We start from the raw sequence: 22,147 nt of genomic DNA on the forward strand, positions 1-22,147 counted from the left end.
GCTCAGGAGGCTAGGCCGAGGAACACCATGAGTGAGCGTTCGATGTCAACGATGAGCGTGGTGGGTACGCGGCCGATCCGTTCGCCGAGGTTCGACCGGCGCACTGTGGTGATTTTGTCGATCATGGCGAAGCTGGGTTGAGTGATGCCGGTGGTCGTAGGTATCGGGATGCGGGTTGTCGGTGCGTCGGCCGCGGTGCTCGTCAGCGGGATCACGACGACCGACTGAGTTGCGTCGAACAGGTCGTCTTGAATGATGAGCGCCGGCCGGGGCTTGGCGGCGTAAACGCCTACCGAGACGGTCCAGAGCTCGCCGCGGGTCACTCGTCGTCGGTCAGGTCGGAGATCGCCTCAACGAAGTCCATGTCGTCGCTGTGCCGGTCGGCTTCGGCCAGTGCGAGCGCTTCGCGGTGTGCTTCTGCGGCGAACTCGGCCGATCGGACGTCGGGCACCCACACTTGGACGGGGCGATACCCGCGTTCCCGCATGCGCCGACGGTAGTCGCTGACCCGCCGTGTCGATCTGACCCGCCGTGTCGATGTAGCCATACCTCAACTGTTGCATGAAACAGGGTTGCATGCAACACCCTCGATGACACCCGCATTGCGCTACGCCGGCCGAGCCGTCGTCTCATGTCCCTACGGCTCAACGACCTCCAGACCGAATATCGGTGTAGGTGAAATCGTCGCCTCGAAATAGCAGCGGCTCCCCGGCGACCAGAGCCAGGGCGTAGCTGAAGGTATCTCCCGGGTTGAGCCCGGCCGGATGTCCGCTGCCGCGCCCGTAGTCGCGATATGCCTGCGCGGCAATGCGGGCTTGGTGGGCGTCGAAGGCTTCGATGTGGATTCCGTAGGCGTCCAGTAGACGATCCACCATCCGAGTGATCTCGGGCCTGCCCTGCCGGTGAACGACCGCACACAACTCGACGTAACTGGGTGCGGACATGCGGGAATTCGGCGAGTGCACCAGCGCCTCTTTGAGCGCCTCGGCGCCCGGCTCACCGAGCGCGATGGCGACGAGCGCGGAGGTGTCGACGATCACCGCGACAGACCGTTGGCGTCGTAAAGCTCTACTTCGTTTGCTCGGATCACCCGCTTGTCCTCGTCGGTGAGAAGTTCACCGAGGTCGCGCAGAATGTCCTCGGCCGCCGCCCGCCGGGCCTCGGTGCGGGCCGTCTCACCGCTGTCCAATTCCGCGAGCCGGCGTGCAACGGCGTCCTCGACCGCCGCGGTCTGACCGGTGCCGGTGCGCGCAGCCAATTCACGCACCAGCGCGACGGTACGTTCACTCTTGATATTCAGGCTCATGGTAGAAGACTACCGCCATAGTGGTAGAAATCTGCCTGGATCCGGCTGCCCCGGTCAAAATGTCACGGTTGATCCGCCACCGTTGACCCCCGGTGGTAGCTGTGCAGCCGGTAGCGCAGCCCGGTGCTGCTGGTCAACCACTCCCCCGTGCCGCCGATCCAGGTCTGGTCCAGCGCCGGAGCGAGCGCGTCGGCGTCGTCAGGCCGCAGGTCGACGTCGACCTCGGTGACCTCGCAGCGATGCGCCAGCGGCAGTGCGAGCGCGTAGATCTCGGCGCCGCCGATCACCCACACCTGCGGATCGCTCAGCGTCTCCTCGAGGCTGGCGGCAACGTCGGCGCCGTCGGCCGCGTAGTCGGGTTGGCGGGTCACCACGACGTTGCGCCGGCCGGGCAGCGGGCGCACCGAGGCCGGCAGCGACTCCCAGGTCCGCCGCCCCATCACCACCGTGTGGCCCAGGGTGAGCTGTTTGAAGCGGGCCTGGTCTTCGGGCAACTGCCACGGAATTCCGCCGTCGCGCCCGATCACCCCCGACGTCGACTGAGCCCAGATCAGGCTGACCGTCATACCGCGACAGGCGCTTTGATCGCCGGATGCGGATCGTAGTTTTTGACGACGACGTCGTCGTAGGTGTAGTCGAAGATTGACTCCCGGTGTGCCAGAACGAGTTCCGGGTATGGCCGTGGTTGGCGGGACAGCTGCAGACGCACCTGCTCGACGTGGTTGTCGTAGATGTGGCAGTCCCCGCCGGTCCACACGAACTCACCGACCGCCAAGCCCGCCTGCGCGGCCATCATGTGGGTGAGCAGCGCGTAGCTGGCGATGTTGAACGGCACGCCCAGGAACAGGTCGGCGCTGCGCTGGTAGAGCTGGCAGCTCAGCCGGCCGTCGGCCACATAGAACTGGAACAGCAGGTGACACGGCGGCAACGCCATCCGGTCGAGTTCGCCGACGTTCCACGCCGACACGACGATGCGCCGCGAGTCCGGGTCGGTGCGCAGCAGCTGCAGCGCCGCGCTGATCTGGTCGACCTGCTCGCCCGACGGCGTCGGCCACGACCGCCACTGCACCCCGTAGACCGGGCCGAGATCGCCTGTCGCAGAAGCCCATTCGTCCCAGATCGTGACGCCATGCCGGTGCAGCCAGTCGACGTTGGAGTCGCCGCGCAGAAACCACAGCAGCTCGTAGACCACCGACTTGACGTGCACCTTCTTGGTGGTGATCAACGGGAAACCCGCCGACAAGTCATAGCGCATCTGGTGGCCGAACAGGCTGCGGGTGCCGGTGCCGGTGCGGTCGGCCTTGCGGGTGCCCCGCTCGAGCACCAGCCGCAGCAGATCCTCATACGGTGTGGCGATCGGCACGCGGCTAGCTTACGTCCACAGCCGGGCGCAGCGGGTCGACGCTCATGCAATGCGGGCAGACCGGCGAGGGTCGGTGGTACCGCCGACAAGCACGATCGAGGATATCCGGCGGCGGTGTTCGAGCTGCGCAGCTGCGCGCAAGCCCCCTGGTCACGGTATGGGAATGTCCAAGGCCGGCCTCACTGGAAGAGGAGGGCATAAAAATCGGTGAACTCTGCCTCGACGATGGCTGGAACCGCCCGGGTGGCGCCAGTGGCGAGCACCGTGACTAGATCCGTGAGCGAACCCGGGTCAGCAGCCAATACCTTGTCGGCGCTGAACCTTGTCGGCGCTGAACCTTGTCGGCGCTGAGCAAATCGGTGCTGGCAGTGAGCAGCCCCTGGTCCGCGGCGAGCAGTCCCGGGCTGGTTTGCTCCACCGCCGGCAAGGTGCCCTGGAGCGACTCTGCCCCAGCGATGACCGAGGAGAGAGTGTTCTGGATCTCGATTCCCTGCGAACCCAAGAAAACTTCCGGCTCGAATGGGTTGATTCCCGCAGGCAGCGTTGCTTCGGCGTCGGCCAGCACGATAGCGCCGTTATTCGCCGCTTGGCTGGCGCTGTTCAGCACGTCGGTGTAGGTGTCGCCGTCGGCGTGAGCAGCAGGCGCCCCAGCCAGCATCGCCAGGACCGCGGTGGCGCGCGGCGGCGACAGTGACGCCCGCGCCTGCTTGCCACCACCGGGCCACACGCCGTACGACGCCCAAGTTTTTCACAGCAACCTCAACGACGCCGGACTCGGCGATAGCGTGCACAGTCCCGGGATGAGGACCCCGTGGCGTTCGCTGTCGGCGAGCGCTGCGTTGACCAACCGAAGCTCTTCACCGCGGCCCGTCAAGGGCCAACGGTCACTCATTCGTCGACGCTAGCCAGCTGCGCGCGCCCACAGTTAACCCTCGGCAATTTTGCCGAGTTCGGTATGCAATTTCTGGCGTGCCAGCTCAAAGACGCTGTCCAGGCCCTCGGGTTCGATCTGCAGGTAACCGCAGATCACCTCGTCGGCTACACCGGCGTCGCGCAGCCGCAGCGCCAGGGAGTGCGCATCGGGAAGGCGCCGTAGCGCGGCCTCATTCCGGCGCTCGTTGGTGCTAGAAGCGGTCACGTCTGCCCTCGCTTCGGCGCTTCCCGATTCGGTGAGCTGGTTAGGATGCGTCGGCTATGAGTGCCCGGAGTTTGTGGACGGGGATGGTTTTGTCGTCGTCGACGGTGGCGCTCAATGCGGCTTCGAGGGTGCGCCGGATCATCTGGCCGGTTGTGGTGTTCTCGGCGGCAGCACGTTCGCGCAGGATGGCGAGCAGGGTGACCGGCAGGCGCACTGTGAAGGCGTCCATCGGCTCTGCGGTGGTGGCGGTCGGGGTTGCTGGTTCGGCCGCGTCGATCTGCGCGCTCAGATCGGTGGTGTCGTAGTGGCGGGCCAGGTCGGAGAGTCGGTCGGTCATGATGGTGTCTTTCGCTGGAAGGTGGCCTTTTCCTCGGGGGTCATGTCTCGGGCGGTGACTACGTAGTCGCGGCCGTCGAGTCCGTCAGCCAGGACTACCACCAGGTGTCGGCCGTTGTAGGTGGTGCCGAACACCAGCCGAGTGTTCTCGTGGCCGACCTGGTAGATCCGCGGATCGCTGTCGACAACTTGATGAACTTCGTTCGGGGTTACACCGTGGCGGGCGATGTGCGCTTCGTTCTCATCGTTCCAATTCAGCTCATGCCACACCGGCGCCCTCCACAACGAGAGTGTACACGAAACGTGTACGCGGACGCCTCAGCCGCGAGAATACGACTGACGGCGTTCGCCGTCGGCGAGCGCTGCATGGACCAACCGAAGCTCTTCACCGCGGCCCGTCAAGGGCCAACGGTCACTCATTCGTCGATGCTAGCCAGCTGCGCGCGCCCACAGTTAACCCTCGGGAATTTTGCCGAGTTCGGTATGCAATTTCTGGCGTGCCAGCTCAAAGACGCTGTCCAGGCCCTCGGGTTGGATCTGCAGGTAACCGCAGATCACGTCGTCGGCGACGCCGGCGTCGCGCAGCCGCAGCGCTAAGGAGTGCGCGTCGGGAAGGCGCCGTAGCGCGGCCTCATAACGGCGCTCGTTGGTGCTAGCCGCTTGAGGATCGACTATCGACAATTTGTTGTCGATGTGGAATGGCTGGCTTGCGGGGAATCCTCAAGCGGCTAGCGGTGTTTCGATGGCGAGATCGTTGAACAGCGTTTGCATATCGATGCGGATTCGTTCGTAGTCACGGTCGACGGTTGTCCAGTGTGCGGGTTTGCGACCCATGCGGGGGCTGCTTCGCCGACGTTCCACGCCGACACGACGATGCGCCGCGAGTCCGGGTCGGTGCGCAGCAGCTGCAGCGCCGCGCTGATCTGGTCGACCTGCTCGCCCGACGGCGTCGGCCACGACCGCCACTGCACCCCGTAGACCGGGCCGAGATCGCCTGTCGCAGAAGCCCATTCGTCCCAGATCGTGACGCCATGCCGGTGCAGCCAGTCGACGTTGGAGTCGCCGCGCAGAAACCACAGCAGCTCGTAGACCACCGACTTGACGTGCACCTTCTTGGTGGTGATCAACGGGAAACCCGCCGACAAGTCATAGCGCATCTGGTGGCCGAACAGGCTGCGGGTGCCGGTGCCGGTGCGGTCGGCCTTGCGGGTGCCCCGCTCGAGCACCAGCCGCAGCAGATCCTCATACGGTGTGGCGATCGGCACGCGGCTAGCTTACGTCCACAGCCGGGTAGTAGAACGGTAACCATGCCGACAACCACCGACACCGTCACCACACCCGACGGCGCCTGCCCGGTGCAGCTGTTCACCCCCGACGGCCAGGGGCCCTGGCCCGGCGTGGTCATGTACGTCGACGCCGGCGGGGTGCGCGACAGCCTGCGCGTGATGGCTGCCACGCTGGCCGGCTTCGGGTACGCCGTGCTGCTGCCCGACGTCTATTACCGCCACGGTGACTGGGCTCCGTTTGACATGCGGACCGCCCATGGCGACCCTGCCGAGCGCACGCGGCTGATGTCGATGCTTGCCAGCATCACGCCGGACATGATGGAAAGTGACGCGGCCGCGTTCTTCGATTACCTGGCGGCGCGCCCGGAGGTCACCGGCGAGACGTTCGGCACCACGGGCTACTGCATGGGCGGGCGGGCGTCGTTCACCGTCGCCGGCCGCGTCCCCCAGCGGGTGGCGGCCGCGGCGGCCTTCCACCCCGGCGGGCTGGTCACCGACACCCCCGACAGCCCGCACCTGCGGGCCGAGAAGATCCGCGCCGCGGTCTACGTGGCCGGCGCGCAGAACGACGCGTCGTTCACCGCGGACAACGGCGACACCCTGGACAAGGCCCTGACCACCGCCGGCGTCGAGCATACCGTCGAATTCTACTCTGCCGCACACGGATTCGCGGTCCCGGACAACCCGTCCTATGACGCCGGCGCCGCCGAGCGGCACTGGACGGCGACGCGGGAGTTCTTCGCGGCCACGCTGGCCAGCAAACAGGCAACCTAGCCGGCGCATCCCATGCACGTCGACGCGATGACCGGCCCGCTGCCGCTGGGCCGGATCGGTGAGCTGGCCCGGCGCACCCAGGCGGTCGGGTTCTCCGGTCTGCTGTTCACCGAGACCGGCCGCACGGCCTACCTCAACGCGGCGGTCGCCTCGCAGGCCGCGCCCGGGCTGGAGTTGTCCACCGGCGTCGCGGTGGCGTTTCCGCGCAGCCCCTTCGTCACGGCGACCACGGCATGGGAGCTCGCCGAAGCGACCGGCGGGAAGTTCCGGCTGGGTCTGGGCACGCAGGTGCGCCGCCACGTGGTGGGGCGTTACGGCGTGGCCTTCGAGCGGCCCGGCCCGCGGCTGCGCGACTACGTGCTCGCCGTCAAGGCGTGCTTCTCCGCGTTTCGCACCGGCACGCTCGACCACCGCGGCGAGTTCTACCAGCTCGACTTCATCACCCCGCAGTGGAGCCCGGGGCCTCTCGACGTCCCCGACCCGAAAGTCGATGTCGCGGCGGTGAATCCGTGGATGTTACGGATGGCCGGCGAGGTGGCCGACGGGGTGCACATCCATCCGATCGCCGAACCGGGCTACATCAGCCGGCACGCCCTGCCCAACATCGCCGACGGCGCCGCCAAAGCCGACCGCGGCACGTCGGACATCGCGGTGATCGTGCCGGAGATGACGATCGTCGGCGACAGCGACAGCGACCGCGACGCGCAGCGCGACCGAGTGCGGGCGAGCCTGGCCTTCTACGCCAGCACACCCAACTACGCGTTCATCTTCGACGAGGCCGGGTTCGAGGGCACCACAGCACGGGTCCGCGAGAAGCAGAAAGCCGGCGACTTCGCCGGCATGGCGGCCCAGATCACCGACGAGCACGTCGGAGTGTTCGCCACCGAGTCGAGCTGGGACGGGCTGGCTGACGCGCTGACCCGCAAGTACGGCGCCGTCGCCACCCGGCTGGTGCTCTACAACGCACTCGACGACGCGCTGCGCGACCCCGAGCGCCTCGAACGCTACGGCGAGGTGGCCCGCCGGATCCGCCGGACCAGCCAGGCCAGCTGACCAGCCGGACCAGCTGACCGCGAAAGTGCATCTGGCGACGCATTTCCCGAGTAGCGGCGTCGCTACTTGCACTTTCGCGGCACTTCAGAACTTCGGTCAGACGGGCAGGTCGACCAGCTCGCCCAGCCGGGCCCGGTGACGGAACCCGCTGCCGAACGCCGCCTGGTCGCTCTTGGCCCGCTTGAGATACAGGTGCGCGGGATATTCCCACGTCATCCCGATGCCGCCGTGCAGCTGAATGCACTCCTCGGCGGCGTGCACGGCCGCCCCGCTGCAATACGCCTGCGCGACGGCCGCGGCGACGGCGGCGTCGTCGTCGCCGCGCGCGCAGGTGTCGGCGGCGTAGCGGGCCGCCGCGCCCGCCGAATTGACCTCCAGCCACAGGTCGGCGAGCCGGTGTTTGATCGCCTGATACGAGCCGATCGCGCGGCCGAACTGCTTGCGCTCCTTGACGTAGGCCAGCGTGGTGTCGAAACACCACTGCGCGATGCCGAACTGTTCGGACGCCAGCAACGCGGCCCCCGTCTGCAGCGCGGTCGTCACCGCCGCCGGCGCTGAGCCCACCGGTGTTGACGCCGCGCCGGAAAACGTCACGTCGGCAAGGGATCTCGTCATGTCCAAAGCCAACACCGGCGACGTCTCGACACCCGCCGATGCCGCGGCGACGGTGTGCAGCTCGACTCCGCCCGGCCCGGCCGCCGGCACCACCAGCACGTCGGCCTGCGCGACGCCCGCGACACCGGTCACCTGCCCGGTCAGGCCGTCGCCGCCGGAGGACACACCCGCGACCGCATCATCCGGCGCGGCGCACAACGACACCGCCAGCGCGGCGGTGATCTCACCGGCGGCCAACGCCGCGACCGTCTCGGTGTCGCCGGCCGCCAGCAGCGCCACGGTGGCCAGCACCGCGCTGGACAGGAACGGCACCGGCGCCACCGCCCGGCCGATCTCCTCCATCACCACGGCGGCCTCGCGGGCGCTCGCGCCCGCCCCGCCCAGCGACTCGGGAACCAGCAGACCCGCCAACCCCAGATCCACACTCAGCGTCCGCCATACACCTGAGAAGTCCGGCGGTGCGGGATCATACAGCGCGGCAACGGATTCCGGCGGGCACCGGTCGGCGAACAGCCGGCGCACGCTGTCCCGCAAGGCCTCCTCGGTGTCGGAGTACAGCAGGTCGGTCATCGGTTCAGGTCCTTCCACGCGACGTCTTTGTCGACACGGTGTTCGCCGGGCAGGCCGAGGATGCGTTCGGCGATGGTGTTGCGCAGGATCTCCGACGTACCGCCTTCGATCGAATTTCCCCGGGCCCGCAGGTAGCGATACCCCGGCCCGCGCCCGGTGAAGTCGGCGCGTTCGGGCCGCAGCAACGTCCAGTCGTCGTAGCGCAGCGCCGACTCGCCGAGCAGCTCCATCTCGAAACCCGAAATCGCCTGCGCCAGGCGGGCAAACGTCACCTTCAAACCGGCGCCCTCCGGGCCGGGCTGGCCGGCGGTCAGCTGTTGGCGCAGCCGCACGCCGGTCAGCCGGGCCACCTCCGCCTCCACCCACAGCCGCATCAACTCGTCGTGCATCGCCGGGTTGCGCAGCTCGGGGTGATCTCGCCAGGCCTCGGTGACCTTGCTGATCATCCCGGCCTCGCGGGCCGTGCCGAACACCGAGCCGATGGCCACCCGCTCGTTGTTGAGCGTGGTCGTCGCCACCTTCCAGCCGGCGCCCTCCGGGCCGAGCCGGTTGGCGTCGGGCACCCGCACGTCGGTCAGGAACACCTCGTTGAATTCGGCCTCGCCGGTGATCTGGCGCAGCGGGCGGATGTCGACGCCCGGATCGGTCATATCGCACAGGAAGTAGGTCAGCCCTTGGTGTTTGGGCACGTCCGGGTCGGTGCGGGCGACCAGGATCGCCATCTGGGCGATCTGCGCAACCGACGTCCACACCTTCTGCCCGTTGACAATCCAGTCCCCGTCTTTGTCCGGGCCCTCGCGGACGGCGCGGGTGGCCAGCCCGGCCAGATCCGACCCCGCACCGGGCTCGCTGAACAGCTGGCAGTAGACGTGCTCGCCGGTGAACAGCGGGCGCAGGAATTTTCGTTTCTGCTCGTCGGTGCCGAACGCGGCGATGGTCGGCGCCGCCATGCCCAGCCCGATGGTGTTCCTGCCGCCGCCCGCCGGCGGTGCGCCCGCGTCGGCCAGTTGCGCGTCGACCTGCGCCTGATGGTCCCGGGGCAGGTCCAGCCCGCCGCAGCCGCGCGGAAAATGCACCCACGCCAGGCCCGCGTCGAACCGCGCCGCCAGGAAGTCGCGGGCGTCCTCGGCCCGCGGGTCGTGCTCGTCGAGCAGCGCCTGCACGCGCGCCCGCAGGTCCTCGTCGACCTGGTGTTCAACCGTCGTCATCGGCGTCTCCCGTCCGTTCAGATCCCGGCATCGTCGGCCACCTCACGGGCCTGGCGGACCAACGCGTCGATGCGCTCCACAGTAGGCGTGCCGGCGGCGGCCCTGTTCTGCGGTGTGTCCATGGCGCGGCGCATCACGCCCTCGGCGATGACGGCAATCTTCCACAACCCCAACGCATGCCAGTACTTCAGCGTCGCCGCGTCTCGCCCGGTCTCGGCCAGGTACACCCGCGCCATCTCGTCGCGGTCCGGGAATCCGTCCAGCGCCGCGGCGGCGAACTCGCCGGCGATGTCCTCCTCGCCGGCCTGCGGCCAGTACGCCAGCAGGCTGCCCATGTCGGCCAGCGGGTCGCCCAGGGTGGACAGCTCCCAGTCCAGGACCGCCACCACCTCGCCGGTCGCGGGCGAGGTGATGACGTTGCGCAGGTGAAAGTCGCCGTGCACCAGCGTCAGCTCCTGATGCTGCGGCGCCGCCGCCGTCAGCCGCCGGGTCAGGTCGTCCAGCGCGGGCAGCTCCCGCGTCTTGGACAGCTCCCACTGCCCGGCCCAGCGCTTGAGCTGCCGCTGCGCGTACGGCTTGTGGCTGGCCAGGTCCGCCAGGCCGACCGCCGCGATGTCGACGGCGTGGATCTGGGCCAGCGTCGTCGGCAGCGACAGGCCGATCCGCCGGCGGTGCTGCGGCGTCAACGATTCCACCACCGGCATCCGGTCGAGCACCAGCCCGTCGACGAACTCCATCAACAGCAACGGCACCCCGTCGGAGCCGGCGGCGCGGGTCAGCCCGTACACCCGCGGTGTGGGCACGGCGGTGTCGCCCAGCGCGGACAGGATGCGCGCCTCGCGGGCCACGTCGTGCGCCGAGGCCAGCAGATGGCCCAGCGGAGGCCGGCGCAGCACCCATCGTCCGTCGCCGGCGTCGCGCACCAGGTAGGTCAAATTGGACTGCCCCAACCCGATCCGCTCGAAACGCAGCGGGCCGGCGAACCCGATCCCCAGTTGCGCCATCCAGCCGGCGACCGCCGCCGGGTCGACGCCGAGGGCCTGGGTGCTAGCCACGGAACCCCTGCGCGTTGCCGAGCAGCTGGCCGCCGTCGACCACCATGGCCTCGCCGGTGATCCAGCTCGCAGCGTCGGAGACCAGGAAGGCGACCGCGCCCGCGACGTCGACCGGCTCGCCGATGCGCCCCAACGCGGTGCTGGCCGACAACGCCTCCTCGTGGTCCTTCCACAGCGTCTCGGCCATCCGGGTTCGCACCACGCCCGGGCAGATCGCGTTGACCCGCACCCGCGGCGAAAGCTCCAGCGCCAGTTGCTTGGTCACGTGGATCAGCGCCGCCTTGGTGGCGTTGTACATCCCCATGTAAGGCGCGTAGTGCAGGCCGCCGATGGACGCCATGTTGACCACCGCCCCGCCGTGCTCCCGCATCGACGCGGTGACGACGAGCGACGTCCACAGCAGCGGCGCCCACAGGTTGATGTCGAAGACCTTGGCGAACCGGCCGTGGTCCTGCTCGATCAGCGGGCCGTAGGCGGGGTTGGTCCCGGCGTTGTTGACCAGGATGTCCACCCTGCCGAACCGGTCCATCGCCAGCTCGACGCAGCGCCGCGCGGCGTCCTCGTCGACGGCGTGGGCGGCCACCCCGACCGCGGTGCCCCCGACCGCGGTGTCCCCGACCTGTGCGGCGGCCGCGTCGGCGCTGTCCTGCTTGCGCGATGTCAGCACCACGTTGGCCCCGGCCTCGGCGAGGCGCTGCGCGGTCGCCAGCCCGATCCCCCGCGAGGCCCCGGTGATGATGGCGGTGCGTCCGGTCAGGTCGGTCATCGCGCACCGGCCTTGGCGTGGTCGCGGTACTTGCGTAGTTCGCGACGGGCGATGGCGCGTTTGTGCACCTCGTCCGGCCCGTCGGCGAGCCGCAGCGTGCGCAGGTGCGCCCACGCCATGGCCAGCGGGAAGTCGTCGGTGACGCCGCCGCCGCCGTGCACCTGGATGGCGCGGTCGACGACCTTGAGCGCCACCTGCGGGGCGGCCACCTTGATCGCCGCGATCTCGGTCTGGGCTTCCTTGTTGCCGACGGTGTCCATCAGGTACGCGGCCTTGAGGGTGAGCAGCCGGATCATCTCGATGTCGATGCGCGACTCGGCGATCCAGTCACCGATGTTGGCGTTCTCACTGACCGGTTTGCCGAAAGTGACCCGCGATTGCGCTCTCCTACACAGTAATTCGAGTGCACGTTCAGCCATGCCGATCGCCCGCATGCAGTGGTGGATGCGGCCGGGGCCCAGCCGGGCCTGGCTGATCGCGAAACCCTCGCCCTCGCCTTTGAGCACGTCGGTGGCCGGCACCCGCACGTCGCGGAAGTCGATCTCGGCGTGGCCTTCGCGGTCCTGGTAGCCGAACACCGGCAGGCCGCGCAGCACGGTGACGCCGGGCGCGTCGATGGGCACCACCATCATCGACTGCTGCCGGTGCGGGGCGGCCGTCGGGTCGGTCTTGCCCATCACGATCATCACCGCGCAGTTCTTGTGTAAGGCGTTGGACGCGAACCACTTCCGGCCGTTGAGCACATACTCGTCGCCGTCGCGCACCATGGACAGCTCGATATTGGTGGCGTCCGAGCTGGCCACCTGCGGCTCGGTCATGGCGAACGCCGATCGGATGGTGCCGTCCAGCAACGGTTTGAGGTAGCGCTCCTTGTGCTCGTCGCTGCCGAACAGCGTCAGCACCTCCATGTTGCCGGTGTCGGGGGCGCTGCAGTTGCAGGCCTCGGGCGCGAGATGCGGGCTGCGGCCCATGATCTCGGCGAGCGGCGCGTACTCCAGGTTGGTCAGCCCGGGCCCCCACTGCGGGTGCGGGTGGAACAGGTTCCACAGCCCCCGCCGTCGGGCCTCGGCCTTGAGCTGCTCGACGATCGGCGGCTGGAAGTGCGGGTCGCCGGATTCGCGCATCTGCTCGTCGTAAACCGGCTCGGCCGGGTAGACGTGGGAGTCCATGAACTCCTGCAGCTCCGTCTGGTATTTCTGTGCGCGCTCGGATATGTCGAACAACGACATGGCGTCTCCTGTCAGCGTTGGTGATCAAGCAGGCTGCGCTGGTAGCGGCGCATGCCGCGCAGCCAACGGTCGTAGTCGGTTGCCTTCTGGCGGTACATCTCCAGCACTTCGGGGTGCGGCAGGATCAGGAAACGCTCCTCGTCGACGGCCGCCAGCACGGCGTCGGCGACCCGGGCCGGCTCCAGCACCTCACCCGCGGCGGTGACCGCCCGGGTCGCGATGTCGGCCAGCGGCTCGCCGGACTCCGCACCGGAGTGCAGCATCCTGGTGTTGACGCCCATCGGGCACAGGCAGCTGACCCGCACCCCCTGGTCGCCGTAGGCGATGTGCAGCCATTCGGCGAAGCCGACGGCCGCGTGTTTGGTCACCGAGTACGTGGCGACGCCGATCTGCGTGAGCAGGCCGGCCGCCGATGCGGTGGACACGAAGTAGCCCTCGCCGCGGTCGACCCAGCCCGGCACCAGCAGCTGCGCCGCGCGGATGTGGGCGCGCAGGTTCACCTCGAGGGCGAGGTCCCAGTCCTGCTCGCTGACCTGCAGGCCCGGTGTGCCGGCGATGCCCGCGTTGGCGAAATACATGTCCACCGGGCCGAATTCGCGCTCGGCGAGGTCGATCAGTCCCTGGATCTGGCCGGTGTCGCAGACGTCTGCGCCCGCGCTGACCGCCGTACCGGGCCGCTCGGCGGTGATCCCGTCGGCGACCGTGCGGGCGGCGTCGGCGTCCAGGTCGGCGACGACGACCCGCGCGCCCTGGCGGGCGAGTTCGGCGGCGATCGCGCCGCCGATGCCGCCACCGCCGCCGGTGACAACGGCAACCTTCTGGGCGACCTTCACAAGAGCATCCTCGTCATGGCGAACAGTGTCCTTCCATCTATAGTTGAATCCGGTCTCGGATTCAACTCGCTGGGCGATCCGGGACCGGCAACCGCAGCGCGTTGGCCCACAACCGGGTCAGCAGACACACCAGCGCCTCGAAGTCGGCCGGCTCGCCGTCGCCGCCCTGGTGTTCGCCCAGCGTGAAGACGCTGTAGGCCAGCCGGCTGACCATGCCCGACAGCGCCCGCGAGGCCAGCATCGGATCGACCGCGGGGTCGGCGATCCCGCGGGCCTGCAGCTCGGCGATGCCCCGCGCGTTGCGCGCGACGAAGGCGTCCGCCCGGCGCTTGCGGATCGTGCGGAACTGCGGGTCGATCTGCGCGACCTGCTCCAGCAGCCCCATCAACTTGGCGTTACGCCGATATGCTTGCAGGTAGGCGCGGTTACTGGCCTCCAGCACCGCGTAGGGGTCGTCGGTGTCGCTGACCCGGCCCATGCCCGGGTGCATCATGTCGCGCTGCGCCTCGTCGAGGACCGCCGCGAAGATCTCCTCCTTGTTGGCGAAGTAGGTGTAAAAGGAGCCGGTCGCGCACTTGGCCGCCTTGGTGATGTCGGTGAGCTTGCTGTCGAGGTAGCCGTCCCGCTCGAAGACTTTGCGCGCAGCGGCGACCAGCGCGGCGCGGGTGCGGGCGCCGCGCACGGTCGCCGGCGGTTGGCGCAGCAGCGCGGGCGGTGCCAGCGGCGGTGGCGCCGACGCGCTGTCCAGTGCGTCGGGCACACTCGCGTCCATCTCTCGGATTTTATCTGAACCTGACGTCAGATTCACATAAGTTGCGCGGTGGCGGTGGAACGGAGGTCAGGTTCGTTTCGATCCGGGAGACGCCCCCTGCTCATCCGGCAACGCATCGACCACGACGGTTGCGCGACTCACTTCGAGTAGTGGTAACGCGCCTGCAGGACGACGACCGCGGTTTCGGTCACGACGTACACCAGGCGGTGCTCTCCGGTGATGCGGCGCGACCACGCGCCGTCGATCCCGTACTTGAGCGGTTCGGGCTTGCCGATTCCCGCATGGGGGTCACGAAGCACCGCGTCCAGGAGCTTGTTGATGCGTTTGAGTGTGTTGCGATCCGTGGACTGCCCGAAGAGGTAGTCCTCCCACGCCTGCGGGGTGAACAGCAGATTCACTCGCGGTCAAGGTCTTTCTCCAGAACCTCGCCGCGGTGAAATGCCTCCTGGGCATCCAAGAGCCGCCGCGCGTTCGCCGGCGACCGGAACAGGTATGCGGTTTCAACCCAAGCCGAGTAGTCATCCGCTGACAGCAACACGGCGTTGCCGCGTTTGGAAATGATTTCGACCGGCGTCCTGTCTTCGTTGACCTGTTCGATGAGCGGGAACAGTTTCTTGCGCGCTTCGCTGGCCGTCAGCGCCACGGTTACTTCACCTCCGCTACTTCACCTCCACGACAATGGTACCGAATATGGTACCACTCTAGCCTCGGCCCAACCGCGCGATCCACGCCCGTGAATCGGCGGGATCGATCACGTCGTCGAGCTCGAAGGTGGTGGCCGACGTCAGCGCCTTGCCGTGCCGGTAGGCCGCCTCGACCAGCGTGTCGAACAGCTGCCGGCGTTCGCCGGGGTCCTCCACCGCCGCCAGCTCCTTGCTGAACCCGAGCCGCACCGCGCCTTCCAGCCCCATGCCGCCGATCTCGCCGGTCGGCCAGGCGACCGTGAAGTCGGGGGCGTGAAATGAGCCGCCCGCCATGGCCATCGCGCCCAGGCCGTACCCCTTGCGCAGGATGATCATGCCCAGCGGCACGCTCAGCCGCGCGCCGAGCACGAACAGCCGGCCGAAGCGCCGGACCGTGGCGTCCTTCTCTGCCTCCGGGCCGACCATGAATCCCGGCGTGTCGCACAGCGAGATCATCGGCAGCGAAAACGACTGGCACAGCGTGAAGAAGTCGCCGATCTTGTCGGCCGCCTCGGCGTCGATCGCGCCGCCCAGGTGGTGGCTGCTGTTGGCCAGCAGGCCGAATGCCACGCCTTCCACGCGCACCAGCGCGGTGACCACCCCGACGCCGTAGTCGGGCCGCAACGCGAGCACGGAGCCGACGTCGACGATCCCCTCGATCGCGCGGTGCACGTCGTAAGCCCGTAACCTGTTCTCCGGCACCACATGTCGCGCCCATCGCGGGTCGGGCGCCTGCCACCCGGCGGCACTGCCCTGAAAATAGGACAGGTACTGCTTGGCCAGCGCCACCGCGTGCGCCTCGTCGCGCGCGACCATGCCGATCACCCCGTTGCGCCGCTGCACGTCGACGGGTCCGATGTCCTCGGGCCGGTGTTCGCCGAGCCCGCCGCCTTCGATCATGGCCGGCCCGCCCATCCCGATGTTGGCGTCGGGCGTCGCGATGATGACGTCGCAGGCGCCGGCCAGCGCGGCGTTGCCGGCGAAGCAGCGCCCGGAGACGATCGACACCAGCGGCACCCGGCCGCTCAGCGCGCCGAGCGTGCGGAACGTCGGAACGTCCAGGCCGGCAACGTTGCCGACGTCGGTGTCCCCGGGCCGGCCGCCGCCGCCCTCGGCGAACAGCACCACCGGCAGGTTCCGGCGGGCGGCCACCTCGAAGACCCGGTCGGTTTTGGCGTGGTTGCGCATGCCCTGCGTGCCGGCCAGCACGGTGTAGTCGTAGGACAGCACGGCGGCCTCGGACCCGTTGATCCTCCCCACGCCCGCCACCAGGCCGTCGGCCGGGGTGTTGGCCATCAGGTCCTCGTCGGAGCGACGGCTGCGCTGCGCGGCGACCGCCAGCGCGCCGTATTCGACGAAGCTGCCCGGATCCACCAGGTCGGCGATGTTCTCCCGGGCGGTGCGGCGATTCTGCCTGTGCCGCTTGGCGACAGCGTCCGGCCGGCCTTCGTCGAGGGTGAGCAGGTGCCGGTGGCGGACCTCGTCGAGGTCGGCGCGAACCCGGTCGAGGTCGAGGCCGGCGCCGGACTCGCCGGATGCCGCGTCGCCGCCGCCGCGGAAGACCACCAGCGGGTCGCCCGGTCCGACAACCTGCCCGGGCGCCACCAGGGTGTGCACTGTACGCAGCGCGGCGGGCGCGGCCAGCACATGCTGCATCTTCATCGCCTCGATCACCACCACCGCAGCGCCGGCCGCCAGCGCGGTGTCCTCGGGCGCCACCTCGACGACGGTGCCGGCCAGCCGCGCGCGCAGCACCTCCTCACCCGGATACAGCTCCGGCGCTGCGGGCGGGGCGTCGCGGGTTCGTGTCAGCGTTGTGCCGGCCAGCGCGGGCAGCTTCTCGTCGAGGAAGCTCGTCGTCGCCGTTCCCGATTGGAATTCGCTGTCGGACAATATTTCTCGCAGCAGCGCGATGTTGGTGCGCAGGCCCTCGATGCGGAATTCGGCCAGCGCCGTGTCGGCTTTACGCACCGCCGCCGGCCACGACGAACTGTGCACGTGGGTGATCACCTTGGCCAGCAGCGAGTCGTAGCGCGGGCTGGGCGTCAGGCCCGGCCGCCCGTAGGTGTCGACGCGCACGCCGGGGCCGGTGGGCGGCGAGAACACCGCCAGGGTGCCGGCGGTGGGCACGACGGACCCGTCGGCGTCGACGGTCTCCATGGCGACCCTGGTTTGGACGGCGATGCCCCGCGCCGCGGCGGGCTCGCCGGTGACGTGATCGCCGGCGGCGGTGATTCCGGTGGGCAGGCCCAGCTCGTCGAAGGTAGCGCCCGCGGCGATGGCCAATTGCGCTGCCACCAGGTCGATCCCGGTGACTTCTTCGGTGACGGTGTGTTCGACTTGGATGCGCGGGTTGACCTCCAGGAAGACGAACCCCTCACCGCTGAGCAGGAATTCGACGGTCGCCAGCCCCCGGTAGCCGGCGGCGGCGCACAGCCGCACCGCCGCCTGGTGCAGCTGGCGCCGCAGCCCTTGCGAAATACCCTGCGCCGGAGCTATTTCGATGACCTTCTGGTGGCGCCGCTGGATGCTGCAGTCCCGGTCGCCGAGTGCCAGCGCGCGGGTCGGCACCCCGACGATCTGCACTTCGACGTGCCGGGCGCCGGTGACCAGTGCCTCGGCGAACACCGCCGGGTTGCCGAATCCCAGCTGGGCTTCCGCGGCGCACCGCTGGTAGGCGTCGTCGATCTGGTTGGCGCTGAGCACTATCCGCATGCCACGGCCGCCGCCGCCGGCGAGTGCCTTGATGACGATCCCGCCGTCGTGGGCGGCGAAGAAACCCCGGACCTCGGCGACGTCGGACGGGCCGTCGGTGGCCGGCAGCACCGGCACCCCGGCGGCGAGGGCGGCACGGCGGGCCGCCGACTTGTCGCCGAACAGCTCCAGCACCTCGGCGTCCGGCCCGACGAAGGTGTGCCCGGCGGCGGAGCACGCGCGCGCGAATTGCGCGTTCTCGCTGAGGAACCCGTAGCCGGGATGAATGAGCCCGGCTCCGCACTTCTGCGCCGCCGCGAGGATGCCGTCGCGGTCGAGATAGGCGGCGGGCCCGGCGCCCGGCAGCCCGAAAGCTTCGTCGGCCGCGTGCACGTGCGGGCTGTCAGCGTCGTCCTCGGCGTAGACGGCGGCCGTGGCCAGGCCGAGTTCGGTTGCGGTGCGGATGATCCGCAGCGCGATCTCGCCGCGGTTGGCGACCAGCAGCGGCTTGCTCATCGCAGCGCTTCGCCCCACCGCACCTGTTCCCGCAGTTGGCCCTTGAGGAGTTTGCCGCCGGCGTTGCGGGGCAGCGCCTCGTTGACGACGGTGACGTACTGCGGGATCTTGAAGTCGGCGAGCTGGTTGCGGCAGTGCGCCAGGACTGCGGTCACGTCGACCTGCTCGCCGAACAGCACCGCGCCGACCTTCTCCCCCATCACCTCGTCGGGCACCGCCAGCACCGCCGCGTCGGCCACGCCGGGCGCCGACAGCAGCGCCGCTTCCACCTCGACGCTGGAGACGTTTTCGCCGCCGCGGATGATGATGTCCTTGAGCCGGTCGACGATGTGCACCCGGCCCGCGTCGTCCACCCGCACCACGTCGCCGGTGTGCAGCCAGCCGTCGACGATCGTCGCGGCGGTGGCGTCCGGCCGGTTCCAGTAGCCGGCGGTCACGTTGGCGCCGCGCGTCACCAACTCCCCGGTGGCCGGGTCGTCATCGAAGGGCACCACCCCCAGGTCCACCGACGGCACCGCATAGCCGACCGAGTCGGCGTGCTCGACGGCGTCCCGGTCGGGCAGCACCGTCATCAGCGACGACGTCTCCGTCATTCCGTAGCCGTTGAACACCGCGGCGTGCGGGAAGGCGTTCTTCACCGCGATGACCAGTGATGGGGCGATCGGCGCGCCACCGTAGCCGACCCATCTGACCCCGGAGACGTCGGCTGCCTGGAAGTCGTTGTGACGCAACAACAACGAGTACACCGCGGGAACGGTGACCATCGAGGAGATGCGCTCGCCGGGCAGCGTGGCGATCAACCGTCCCAGATCCAGGGCGGGCATGATCACCGACGTTCCGCCGACGTGGGCGGCGGTCAACAGCTGGGAGTTGCAGCCGGTGACGTGGAACAGCGGCACCGAGATCAGCGTGCGGAACTCCTCGCCAAGGTCGCGTGGCTCCTGCAAACAGCGAAACATGTTCTCGCCGTTGGTCAGGAACGCTTCGTGGGTGGTCGGCACACCCTTGGGCCGGCCGGTGGTGCCCGAGGTGTAGAACAGCGCCGCGACGTCGGCGCGGGCGAGATCGTCGGCCACGTAGGGGCGGCCGTCGGGAAGGGGTGTATCGGCGGCCAGATCCACGCGGGCGTCCGCGTCGCGCAGAACGAACTCCACCTCGGGTTGCGCCGAGCGCGTGTTGACCGGAACCGCCACACCGCCGGCCATGACCGTGCCCCAGAATGCCAGCGTCCAGGCGATGCCGGCGGGATAGCGCACCGCGACGCGGTCGCCGCGTGCCAGCCCGCCGTCCCGCAACCCGCCGGCCACCCGGGCCGCGGCGTCCCACAGCTGCCGATAGGTCAGCCGGCCGGCGCCGGTCTCGACCACGGCCTCGCTGTGCGGTCGGGCGCCGACGTGGCCGGCGAGCATCTCCAGCAGCGTGGCGGGCAGCTCGTCGTAATGCGCAATTCCGTTGCGGTCCCTGGACACACCAACGGTGGCGAACGGATTGTGGTCGCGCGAAATCTCGACGACCGGCGTCGTGGCTGTCATGTGCCGCTCCTTTCACTCACTGCGTCAACCGGGCGGCTACCGTCGCCCCGAGTTCCCAGCAGGCCTGCAGGTCGGCCTTGCCCGGCTTGCCCGACACCACGACGTGTGCGGCGGCTTTCACCCAGCCCAGACCGGTCGTGATGGAGTCGACGGCTCGCTCGGCGCCCTCGGTGCCCTGATTGCCGTGCAGGTACAGGCCGAACGGTCGCCCGCGGGTGGCGTCCAGGATCGGGTAGTAGCACACGTCGAACGCATGCTTGAGGGCACCGCTGATGTAGCCGAGGTTGGCTGGGCTGCCCAGCAGGTAGCCGTCCGCCTCGAGCATCTCGGCCGGCGAGACCGTGAGCGCCGGTCGCCGTGTCACCGTGACGTCGTCGATCTCCGGGTCGGTGGCGCCGGACAGCACTGCCTCGAACATCTCCTGCATGTGCGGAGACGGCGTGTGGTGAATGACCAACAGCGTCTTGCTCATTGGCGGCTCTGCAGCTCGACGGCCGTGGTCATCGCCTGCCGCGCCCGGCGGCGGTCGCCGGCGTAGTCGTAGGCGCGGGCCAGCCGGTACCAGCGCCGCCAGTCGTCGGGATCGCGGTCCAGTTCGGCGCGAACGGCGGCGAAGAGGGCGTCGGCCGCACACCGGTCGATACGGCCCGACGGCCGCCGCGGCAACGCGCTGACGTCGAGTTCCATCCCGTCCTCGGCGACGAGCCGGGCCAGTTTCTGATGCGCGAAGCCGCTGCGCAACGTGGCAAGCATCGCCCACAGCCCGAGGGCCGGCAGGATCATCAGCGCGAGCCCCAGGCCGACGGCCGCCGCCCGTCCGGAGCCGATCAGCAGCAGCGCCGAGCGGCCCAGCAACACCAGGTAGGTCAGCAGGGCCGCGCACATGAACGCGACGAGCACCGGGATGCGCAGCCTGCGCGCGGAGTCGGTCATCGCAGGTCGAGCAGCGGCTCGATACCGACCGTCAGGCCCGGGTGTTCGGCGACTCGGCGGACCGCCAGCAGCACCCCGGGCACGAACGAGCTGCGGTCGAGGCTGTCGTGGCGGATGGTCAGGGTCTCGCCCGCGGTGCCCAGCAGCACCTCCTGGTGGGCCACCAGGCCGGCCAGCCGGACCGAGTGCACCGGGATGCCGTCGACGTCGGCCCCACGGGCGCCGGGCAGGCCGGTGGTGGTGGCATCGGGGTTGGGCGGCAGGCCTTTTCGCGCTTCCGCGATGAGCGCGGCGGTGCGCGCCGCGGTGCCCGACGGGGCGTCGGCCTTGTGCGGGTGATGCAGCTCGATCACCTCCACCGACTCGTAGAACCGCGCGGCCTGCGCGGCGAAGCGCATGCACAGCACCGCGCCGATGGCGAAGTTGGGGGCGACGAGCACCGCCGTGCCCGGCGCGGCGGCCAGCCATGACCGCACCCGGCCCAGCCGCTCGTCGGTGAACCCGGTGGTGCCGACGACGGCGTGAATACCGTTGTCGATCAGGAATTTCAGGTTGTCCATCACCACGTCCGGGTGGGTGAAGTCGATGACGACCTCGGTATGGCTGTCGGTCAGCAGGCTCAGCGGGTCGCCGGCGTCGACCTCCGCGGACAGCGTCAGGTCCTCGGCGTGCCGCACCGCCTGGACCATCGTCGCGCCGACTTTGCCCTTCGCTCCGAGCACCGCTACGCGCATGCGCCCACATTAGACCGCGCGGTCTTGGTGACTTCGGCGCGCTCGACGAGTCAGCCGAGCACGAGGGCGTGTCGCTGTGAGGGCCACCGTGCGCGACGACGCCGGGGTGACGTCACGACGTTATCCCCGGTTCGACGTTCATCCACAACCGCGGCCGTGGAGACGCAAGTCGGTACTCTCCCCCTGCGCAGCCGGCTGACACGGCCGGTGCTAGGGCTGGCAGTCGGGCGTCGAGTATGCGTCCTGGGCGTCGACTGTGCATCCAGGGCGGCGACACGCCGACGTGACCCGCCCTGGATGCACGCTCAAATCTGCAGGCGCACAATGCGATGCCGCAGGTGCACAGTCGACGGCGGGCTGACCCGTAGCGGGGAACGAGAGCGGCGGCGAACAGCACGCTGCCGCACCTCAACGAGTGCCGCCGGGTGGATTCTCGACCAAAGCACCTGACCTGGCTCGCAAATCAGTAAGCAACCCCCTTGGAGTCCAGAGAGCGTCGATGGGGACGGCGGCGAGGCGGTCGCCGAGTGGCTGGGCTTGTGGACCGGCATGCAGGATGAGTCCGCCGGCGAAGCGTGTGCCGACTTTGTCGCGGAGTTTGGTGATCCAGCGGGATATTCTCCGCCGATTCGCGGAGTTGTATTCGCTGATTCGCGGATTCTTGCTCACCGCTTCGCGATATCTGGCGGAACGGGCGCCATCGCAGCCAAGGCCGTCAGGGCAGACCGTCGGCGGTCACACCGCAGCTTGA

The 22,147-nt window shown here is 69.2% G+C and carries 27 protein-coding genes and 1 pseudogene; 2 read left to right on the plus strand and 26 right to left on the minus strand.

Features of this window, described 5'->3' with window-relative positions; genetic code table 11:
* Nucleotides 1-2: 2 nt before the first annotated feature.
* The 12 genes and pseudogenes from ABDW21_RS09835 to thyA all read right to left on the minus strand — a co-directional run.
* Nucleotides 3-323, minus strand: coding sequence for a type II toxin-antitoxin system PemK/MazF family toxin (locus ABDW21_RS09835; RefSeq protein ID WP_343710377.1), 321 nt, complete (start codon nucleotides 321-323; stop codon nucleotides 3-5).
* Nucleotides 320-547: an antitoxin MazE-like protein gene (locus ABDW21_RS09840; protein ID WP_343710378.1), complete on the minus strand. Its 228-nt coding sequence runs from the start codon at nucleotides 545-547 to the stop codon at nucleotides 320-322. The genes ABDW21_RS09835 and ABDW21_RS09840 overlap by 4 nt, the downstream gene beginning before the upstream one ends.
* Nucleotides 548-644: 97 nt before the next feature.
* On the minus strand, nucleotides 645-1,040 hold the full coding sequence (locus ABDW21_RS09845; RefSeq protein ID WP_343710379.1) for a type II toxin-antitoxin system VapC family toxin: 396 nt from the start codon (nucleotides 1,038-1,040) through the stop codon (nucleotides 645-647).
* A complete protein-coding gene (locus ABDW21_RS09850) occupies nucleotides 1,037-1,306 on the minus strand; it encodes a type II toxin-antitoxin system VapB family antitoxin (protein ID WP_343601128.1) in 270 nt (89 codons plus the stop codon). Before ABDW21_RS09850 ends, ABDW21_RS09845 begins: the two co-directional genes overlap by 4 nt.
* Before the next feature lie 62 nt (nucleotides 1,307-1,368).
* Nucleotides 1,369-1,872: a dihydrofolate reductase gene (locus ABDW21_RS09855; RefSeq protein WP_343710380.1), complete on the minus strand. Its 504-nt coding sequence runs from the start codon at nucleotides 1,870-1,872 to the stop codon at nucleotides 1,369-1,371.
* The gene (locus ABDW21_RS09860; RefSeq protein WP_343710381.1) at nucleotides 1,869-2,669 is read right to left on the minus strand and encodes a thymidylate synthase; all 801 of its coding nucleotides are present in this window, start codon (nucleotides 2,667-2,669) and stop codon (nucleotides 1,869-1,871) included. The genes ABDW21_RS09855 and ABDW21_RS09860 overlap by 4 nt, the downstream gene beginning before the upstream one ends.
* A gap of 268 nt (nucleotides 2,670-2,937) precedes the next feature.
* A complete protein-coding gene (locus ABDW21_RS09865) occupies nucleotides 2,938-3,327 on the minus strand; it encodes a hypothetical protein (protein WP_343710382.1) in 390 nt (129 codons plus the stop codon).
* A gap of 267 nt (nucleotides 3,328-3,594) precedes the next feature.
* Nucleotides 3,595-3,807 (minus strand): hypothetical protein, encoded by a 213-nt coding sequence (locus ABDW21_RS09870; RefSeq protein ID WP_343710383.1) that lies wholly within the window; start codon nucleotides 3,805-3,807, stop codon nucleotides 3,595-3,597.
* A gap of 40 nt (nucleotides 3,808-3,847) precedes the next feature.
* Complete coding sequence (locus tag ABDW21_RS09875; protein ID WP_343601123.1) at nucleotides 3,848-4,144, minus strand: hypothetical protein; 297 nt, start codon at nucleotides 4,142-4,144, stop codon at nucleotides 3,848-3,850.
* Entirely contained in the window at nucleotides 4,141-4,413 is a 273-nt protein-coding gene (locus tag ABDW21_RS09880; protein ID WP_343601122.1) for a hypothetical protein, read from the minus strand. The genes ABDW21_RS09875 and ABDW21_RS09880 overlap by 4 nt, the downstream gene beginning before the upstream one ends.
* Before the next feature lie 183 nt (nucleotides 4,414-4,596).
* Nucleotides 4,597-4,824 (minus strand): hypothetical protein, encoded by a 228-nt coding sequence (locus ABDW21_RS09885; RefSeq protein WP_343710384.1) that lies wholly within the window; start codon nucleotides 4,822-4,824, stop codon nucleotides 4,597-4,599.
* 164 nt (nucleotides 4,825-4,988) lie between these two features.
* Nucleotides 4,989-5,408 (minus strand): annotated as a pseudogene (thyA, locus tag ABDW21_RS09890) (thymidylate synthase); the annotation flags it as partial.
* Between the two features lie 42 nt (nucleotides 5,409-5,450).
* Here thyA and ABDW21_RS09895 point away from each other — a divergent pair.
* On the plus strand, nucleotides 5,451-6,203 hold the full coding sequence (locus ABDW21_RS09895; RefSeq protein WP_343710385.1) for a dienelactone hydrolase family protein: 753 nt from the start codon (nucleotides 5,451-5,453) through the stop codon (nucleotides 6,201-6,203).
* A 12-nt stretch (nucleotides 6,204-6,215) separates the two neighbouring features.
* Complete coding sequence (locus ABDW21_RS09900; protein WP_343710386.1) at nucleotides 6,216-7,256, plus strand: TIGR03617 family F420-dependent LLM class oxidoreductase; 1,041 nt, start codon at nucleotides 6,216-6,218, stop codon at nucleotides 7,254-7,256.
* Nucleotides 7,257-7,352: 96 nt separating this feature from the next.
* Here ABDW21_RS09900 and ABDW21_RS09905 read toward each other — a convergent pair whose 3' ends face one another.
* The 14 genes from ABDW21_RS09905 to dapB all read right to left on the minus strand — a co-directional run bounded on the left by ABDW21_RS09905 (nucleotide 7,353) and on the right by dapB (nucleotide 21,396).
* Nucleotides 7,353-8,441, minus strand: a complete 1,089-nt coding sequence (locus ABDW21_RS09905; protein WP_343710387.1) for an acyl-CoA dehydrogenase family protein — start codon at nucleotides 8,439-8,441, stop codon at nucleotides 7,353-7,355.
* Nucleotides 8,438-9,649 (minus strand): acyl-CoA dehydrogenase family protein, encoded by a 1,212-nt coding sequence (locus ABDW21_RS09910; protein ID WP_343710388.1) that lies wholly within the window; start codon nucleotides 9,647-9,649, stop codon nucleotides 8,438-8,440. Before ABDW21_RS09910 ends, ABDW21_RS09905 begins: the two co-directional genes overlap by 4 nt.
* A 17-nt stretch (nucleotides 9,650-9,666) precedes the next feature.
* Nucleotides 9,667-10,704, minus strand: coding sequence for a phosphotransferase family protein (locus ABDW21_RS09915; protein WP_343601116.1), 1,038 nt, complete (start codon nucleotides 10,702-10,704; stop codon nucleotides 9,667-9,669).
* Nucleotides 10,697-11,470: an SDR family oxidoreductase gene (locus ABDW21_RS09920; protein ID WP_343601115.1), complete on the minus strand. Its 774-nt coding sequence runs from the start codon at nucleotides 11,468-11,470 to the stop codon at nucleotides 10,697-10,699. Before ABDW21_RS09920 ends, ABDW21_RS09915 begins: the two co-directional genes overlap by 8 nt.
* Nucleotides 11,467-12,699, minus strand: coding sequence for an acyl-CoA dehydrogenase family protein (locus ABDW21_RS09925; protein ID WP_343601114.1), 1,233 nt, complete (start codon nucleotides 12,697-12,699; stop codon nucleotides 11,467-11,469). Before ABDW21_RS09925 ends, ABDW21_RS09920 begins: the two co-directional genes overlap by 4 nt.
* A gap of 11 nt (nucleotides 12,700-12,710) precedes the next feature.
* Nucleotides 12,711-13,532, minus strand: coding sequence for an SDR family oxidoreductase (locus tag ABDW21_RS09930; RefSeq protein WP_343601113.1), 822 nt, complete (start codon nucleotides 13,530-13,532; stop codon nucleotides 12,711-12,713).
* A 61-nt stretch (nucleotides 13,533-13,593) separates the two neighbouring features.
* Nucleotides 13,594-14,304 (minus strand): TetR/AcrR family transcriptional regulator, encoded by a 711-nt coding sequence (locus tag ABDW21_RS09935; protein ID WP_343601112.1) that lies wholly within the window; start codon nucleotides 14,302-14,304, stop codon nucleotides 13,594-13,596.
* A gap of 137 nt (nucleotides 14,305-14,441) precedes the next feature.
* The gene (locus ABDW21_RS09940) at nucleotides 14,442-14,702 is read right to left on the minus strand and encodes a Txe/YoeB family addiction module toxin (protein WP_343601111.1); all 261 of its coding nucleotides are present in this window, start codon (nucleotides 14,700-14,702) and stop codon (nucleotides 14,442-14,444) included.
* On the minus strand, nucleotides 14,699-14,947 hold the full coding sequence (locus ABDW21_RS09945; protein ID WP_343601110.1) for a type II toxin-antitoxin system prevent-host-death family antitoxin: 249 nt from the start codon (nucleotides 14,945-14,947) through the stop codon (nucleotides 14,699-14,701). Before ABDW21_RS09945 ends, ABDW21_RS09940 begins: the two co-directional genes overlap by 4 nt.
* Before the next feature lie 58 nt (nucleotides 14,948-15,005).
* Nucleotides 15,006-18,197: a carboxyl transferase domain-containing protein gene (locus ABDW21_RS09950; RefSeq protein WP_343710389.1), complete on the minus strand. Its 3,192-nt coding sequence runs from the start codon at nucleotides 18,195-18,197 to the stop codon at nucleotides 15,006-15,008.
* Nucleotides 18,194-19,729 (minus strand): AMP-binding protein, encoded by a 1,536-nt coding sequence (locus ABDW21_RS09955; RefSeq protein WP_343710390.1) that lies wholly within the window; start codon nucleotides 19,727-19,729, stop codon nucleotides 18,194-18,196. The genes ABDW21_RS09950 and ABDW21_RS09955 overlap by 4 nt, the downstream gene beginning before the upstream one ends.
* Nucleotides 19,730-19,745: 16 nt before the next feature.
* Nucleotides 19,746-20,201: an NAD(P)H-dependent oxidoreductase gene (locus ABDW21_RS09960; protein WP_343601107.1), complete on the minus strand. Its 456-nt coding sequence runs from the start codon at nucleotides 20,199-20,201 to the stop codon at nucleotides 19,746-19,748.
* Nucleotides 20,198-20,662 (minus strand): hypothetical protein, encoded by a 465-nt coding sequence (locus tag ABDW21_RS09965; RefSeq protein ID WP_343601106.1) that lies wholly within the window; start codon nucleotides 20,660-20,662, stop codon nucleotides 20,198-20,200. The genes ABDW21_RS09960 and ABDW21_RS09965 overlap by 4 nt, the downstream gene beginning before the upstream one ends.
* A complete protein-coding gene (gene dapB / locus ABDW21_RS09970; protein ID WP_343601105.1) occupies nucleotides 20,659-21,396 on the minus strand; it encodes a 4-hydroxy-tetrahydrodipicolinate reductase in 738 nt (245 codons plus the stop codon). The genes ABDW21_RS09965 and dapB overlap by 4 nt, the downstream gene beginning before the upstream one ends.
* Between the last annotated feature and the right edge of the window lie 751 nt (nucleotides 21,397-22,147).

It is taken from the genome of Mycobacterium sp. (assembly GCF_039583805.1).
GTDB lineage: Bacteria > Actinomycetota > Actinomycetes > Mycobacteriales > Mycobacteriaceae > Mycobacterium.

Coding starts and splice junctions, on each gene's coding strand:
- ABDW21_RS09840 (WP_343710378.1), bottom strand. CDS start 547: ATGGCTACATCGACACGGCGGGTCAGATCGACACGGCGGGTCAGCGAC.
- ABDW21_RS09850 (WP_343601128.1), bottom strand. CDS start 1,306: ATGAGCCTGAATATCAAGAGTGAACGTACCGTCGCGCTGGTGCGTGAA.
- ABDW21_RS09855 (WP_343710380.1), bottom strand. CDS start 1,872: ATGACGGTCAGCCTGATCTGGGCTCAGTCGACGTCGGGGGTGATCGGG.
- ABDW21_RS09865 (WP_343710382.1), bottom strand. CDS start 3,327: ATGCTGGCTGGGGCGCCTGCTGCTCACGCCGACGGCGACACCTACACC.
- ABDW21_RS09875 (WP_343601123.1), bottom strand. CDS start 4,144: ATGACCGACCGACTCTCCGACCTGGCCCGCCACTACGACACCACCGAT.
- ABDW21_RS09895 (WP_343710385.1), top strand. CDS start 5,451: ATGCCGACAACCACCGACACCGTCACCACACCCGACGGCGCCTGCCCG.
- ABDW21_RS09900 (WP_343710386.1), top strand. CDS start 6,216: ATGCACGTCGACGCGATGACCGGCCCGCTGCCGCTGGGCCGGATCGGT.
- ABDW21_RS09905 (WP_343710387.1), bottom strand. CDS start 8,441: ATGACCGACCTGCTGTACTCCGACACCGAGGAGGCCTTGCGGGACAGC.
- ABDW21_RS09910 (WP_343710388.1), bottom strand. CDS start 9,649: ATGACGACGGTTGAACACCAGGTCGACGAGGACCTGCGGGCGCGCGTG.
- ABDW21_RS09920 (WP_343601115.1), bottom strand. CDS start 11,470: ATGACCGACCTGACCGGACGCACCGCCATCATCACCGGGGCCTCGCGG.
- ABDW21_RS09925 (WP_343601114.1), bottom strand. CDS start 12,699: ATGTCGTTGTTCGACATATCCGAGCGCGCACAGAAATACCAGACGGAG.
- ABDW21_RS09935 (WP_343601112.1), bottom strand. CDS start 14,304: ATGGACGCGAGTGTGCCCGACGCACTGGACAGCGCGTCGGCGCCACCG.
- ABDW21_RS09950 (WP_343710389.1), bottom strand. CDS start 18,197: ATGAGCAAGCCGCTGCTGGTCGCCAACCGCGGCGAGATCGCGCTGCGG.
- ABDW21_RS09955 (WP_343710390.1), bottom strand. CDS start 19,729: ATGACAGCCACGACGCCGGTCGTCGAGATTTCGCGCGACCACAATCCG.
- ABDW21_RS09960 (WP_343601107.1), bottom strand. CDS start 20,201: ATGAGCAAGACGCTGTTGGTCATTCACCACACGCCGTCTCCGCACATG.
- ABDW21_RS09965 (WP_343601106.1), bottom strand. CDS start 20,662: ATGACCGACTCCGCGCGCAGGCTGCGCATCCCGGTGCTCGTCGCGTTC.
- dapB (WP_343601105.1), bottom strand. CDS start 21,396: ATGCGCGTAGCGGTGCTCGGAGCGAAGGGCAAAGTCGGCGCGACGATG.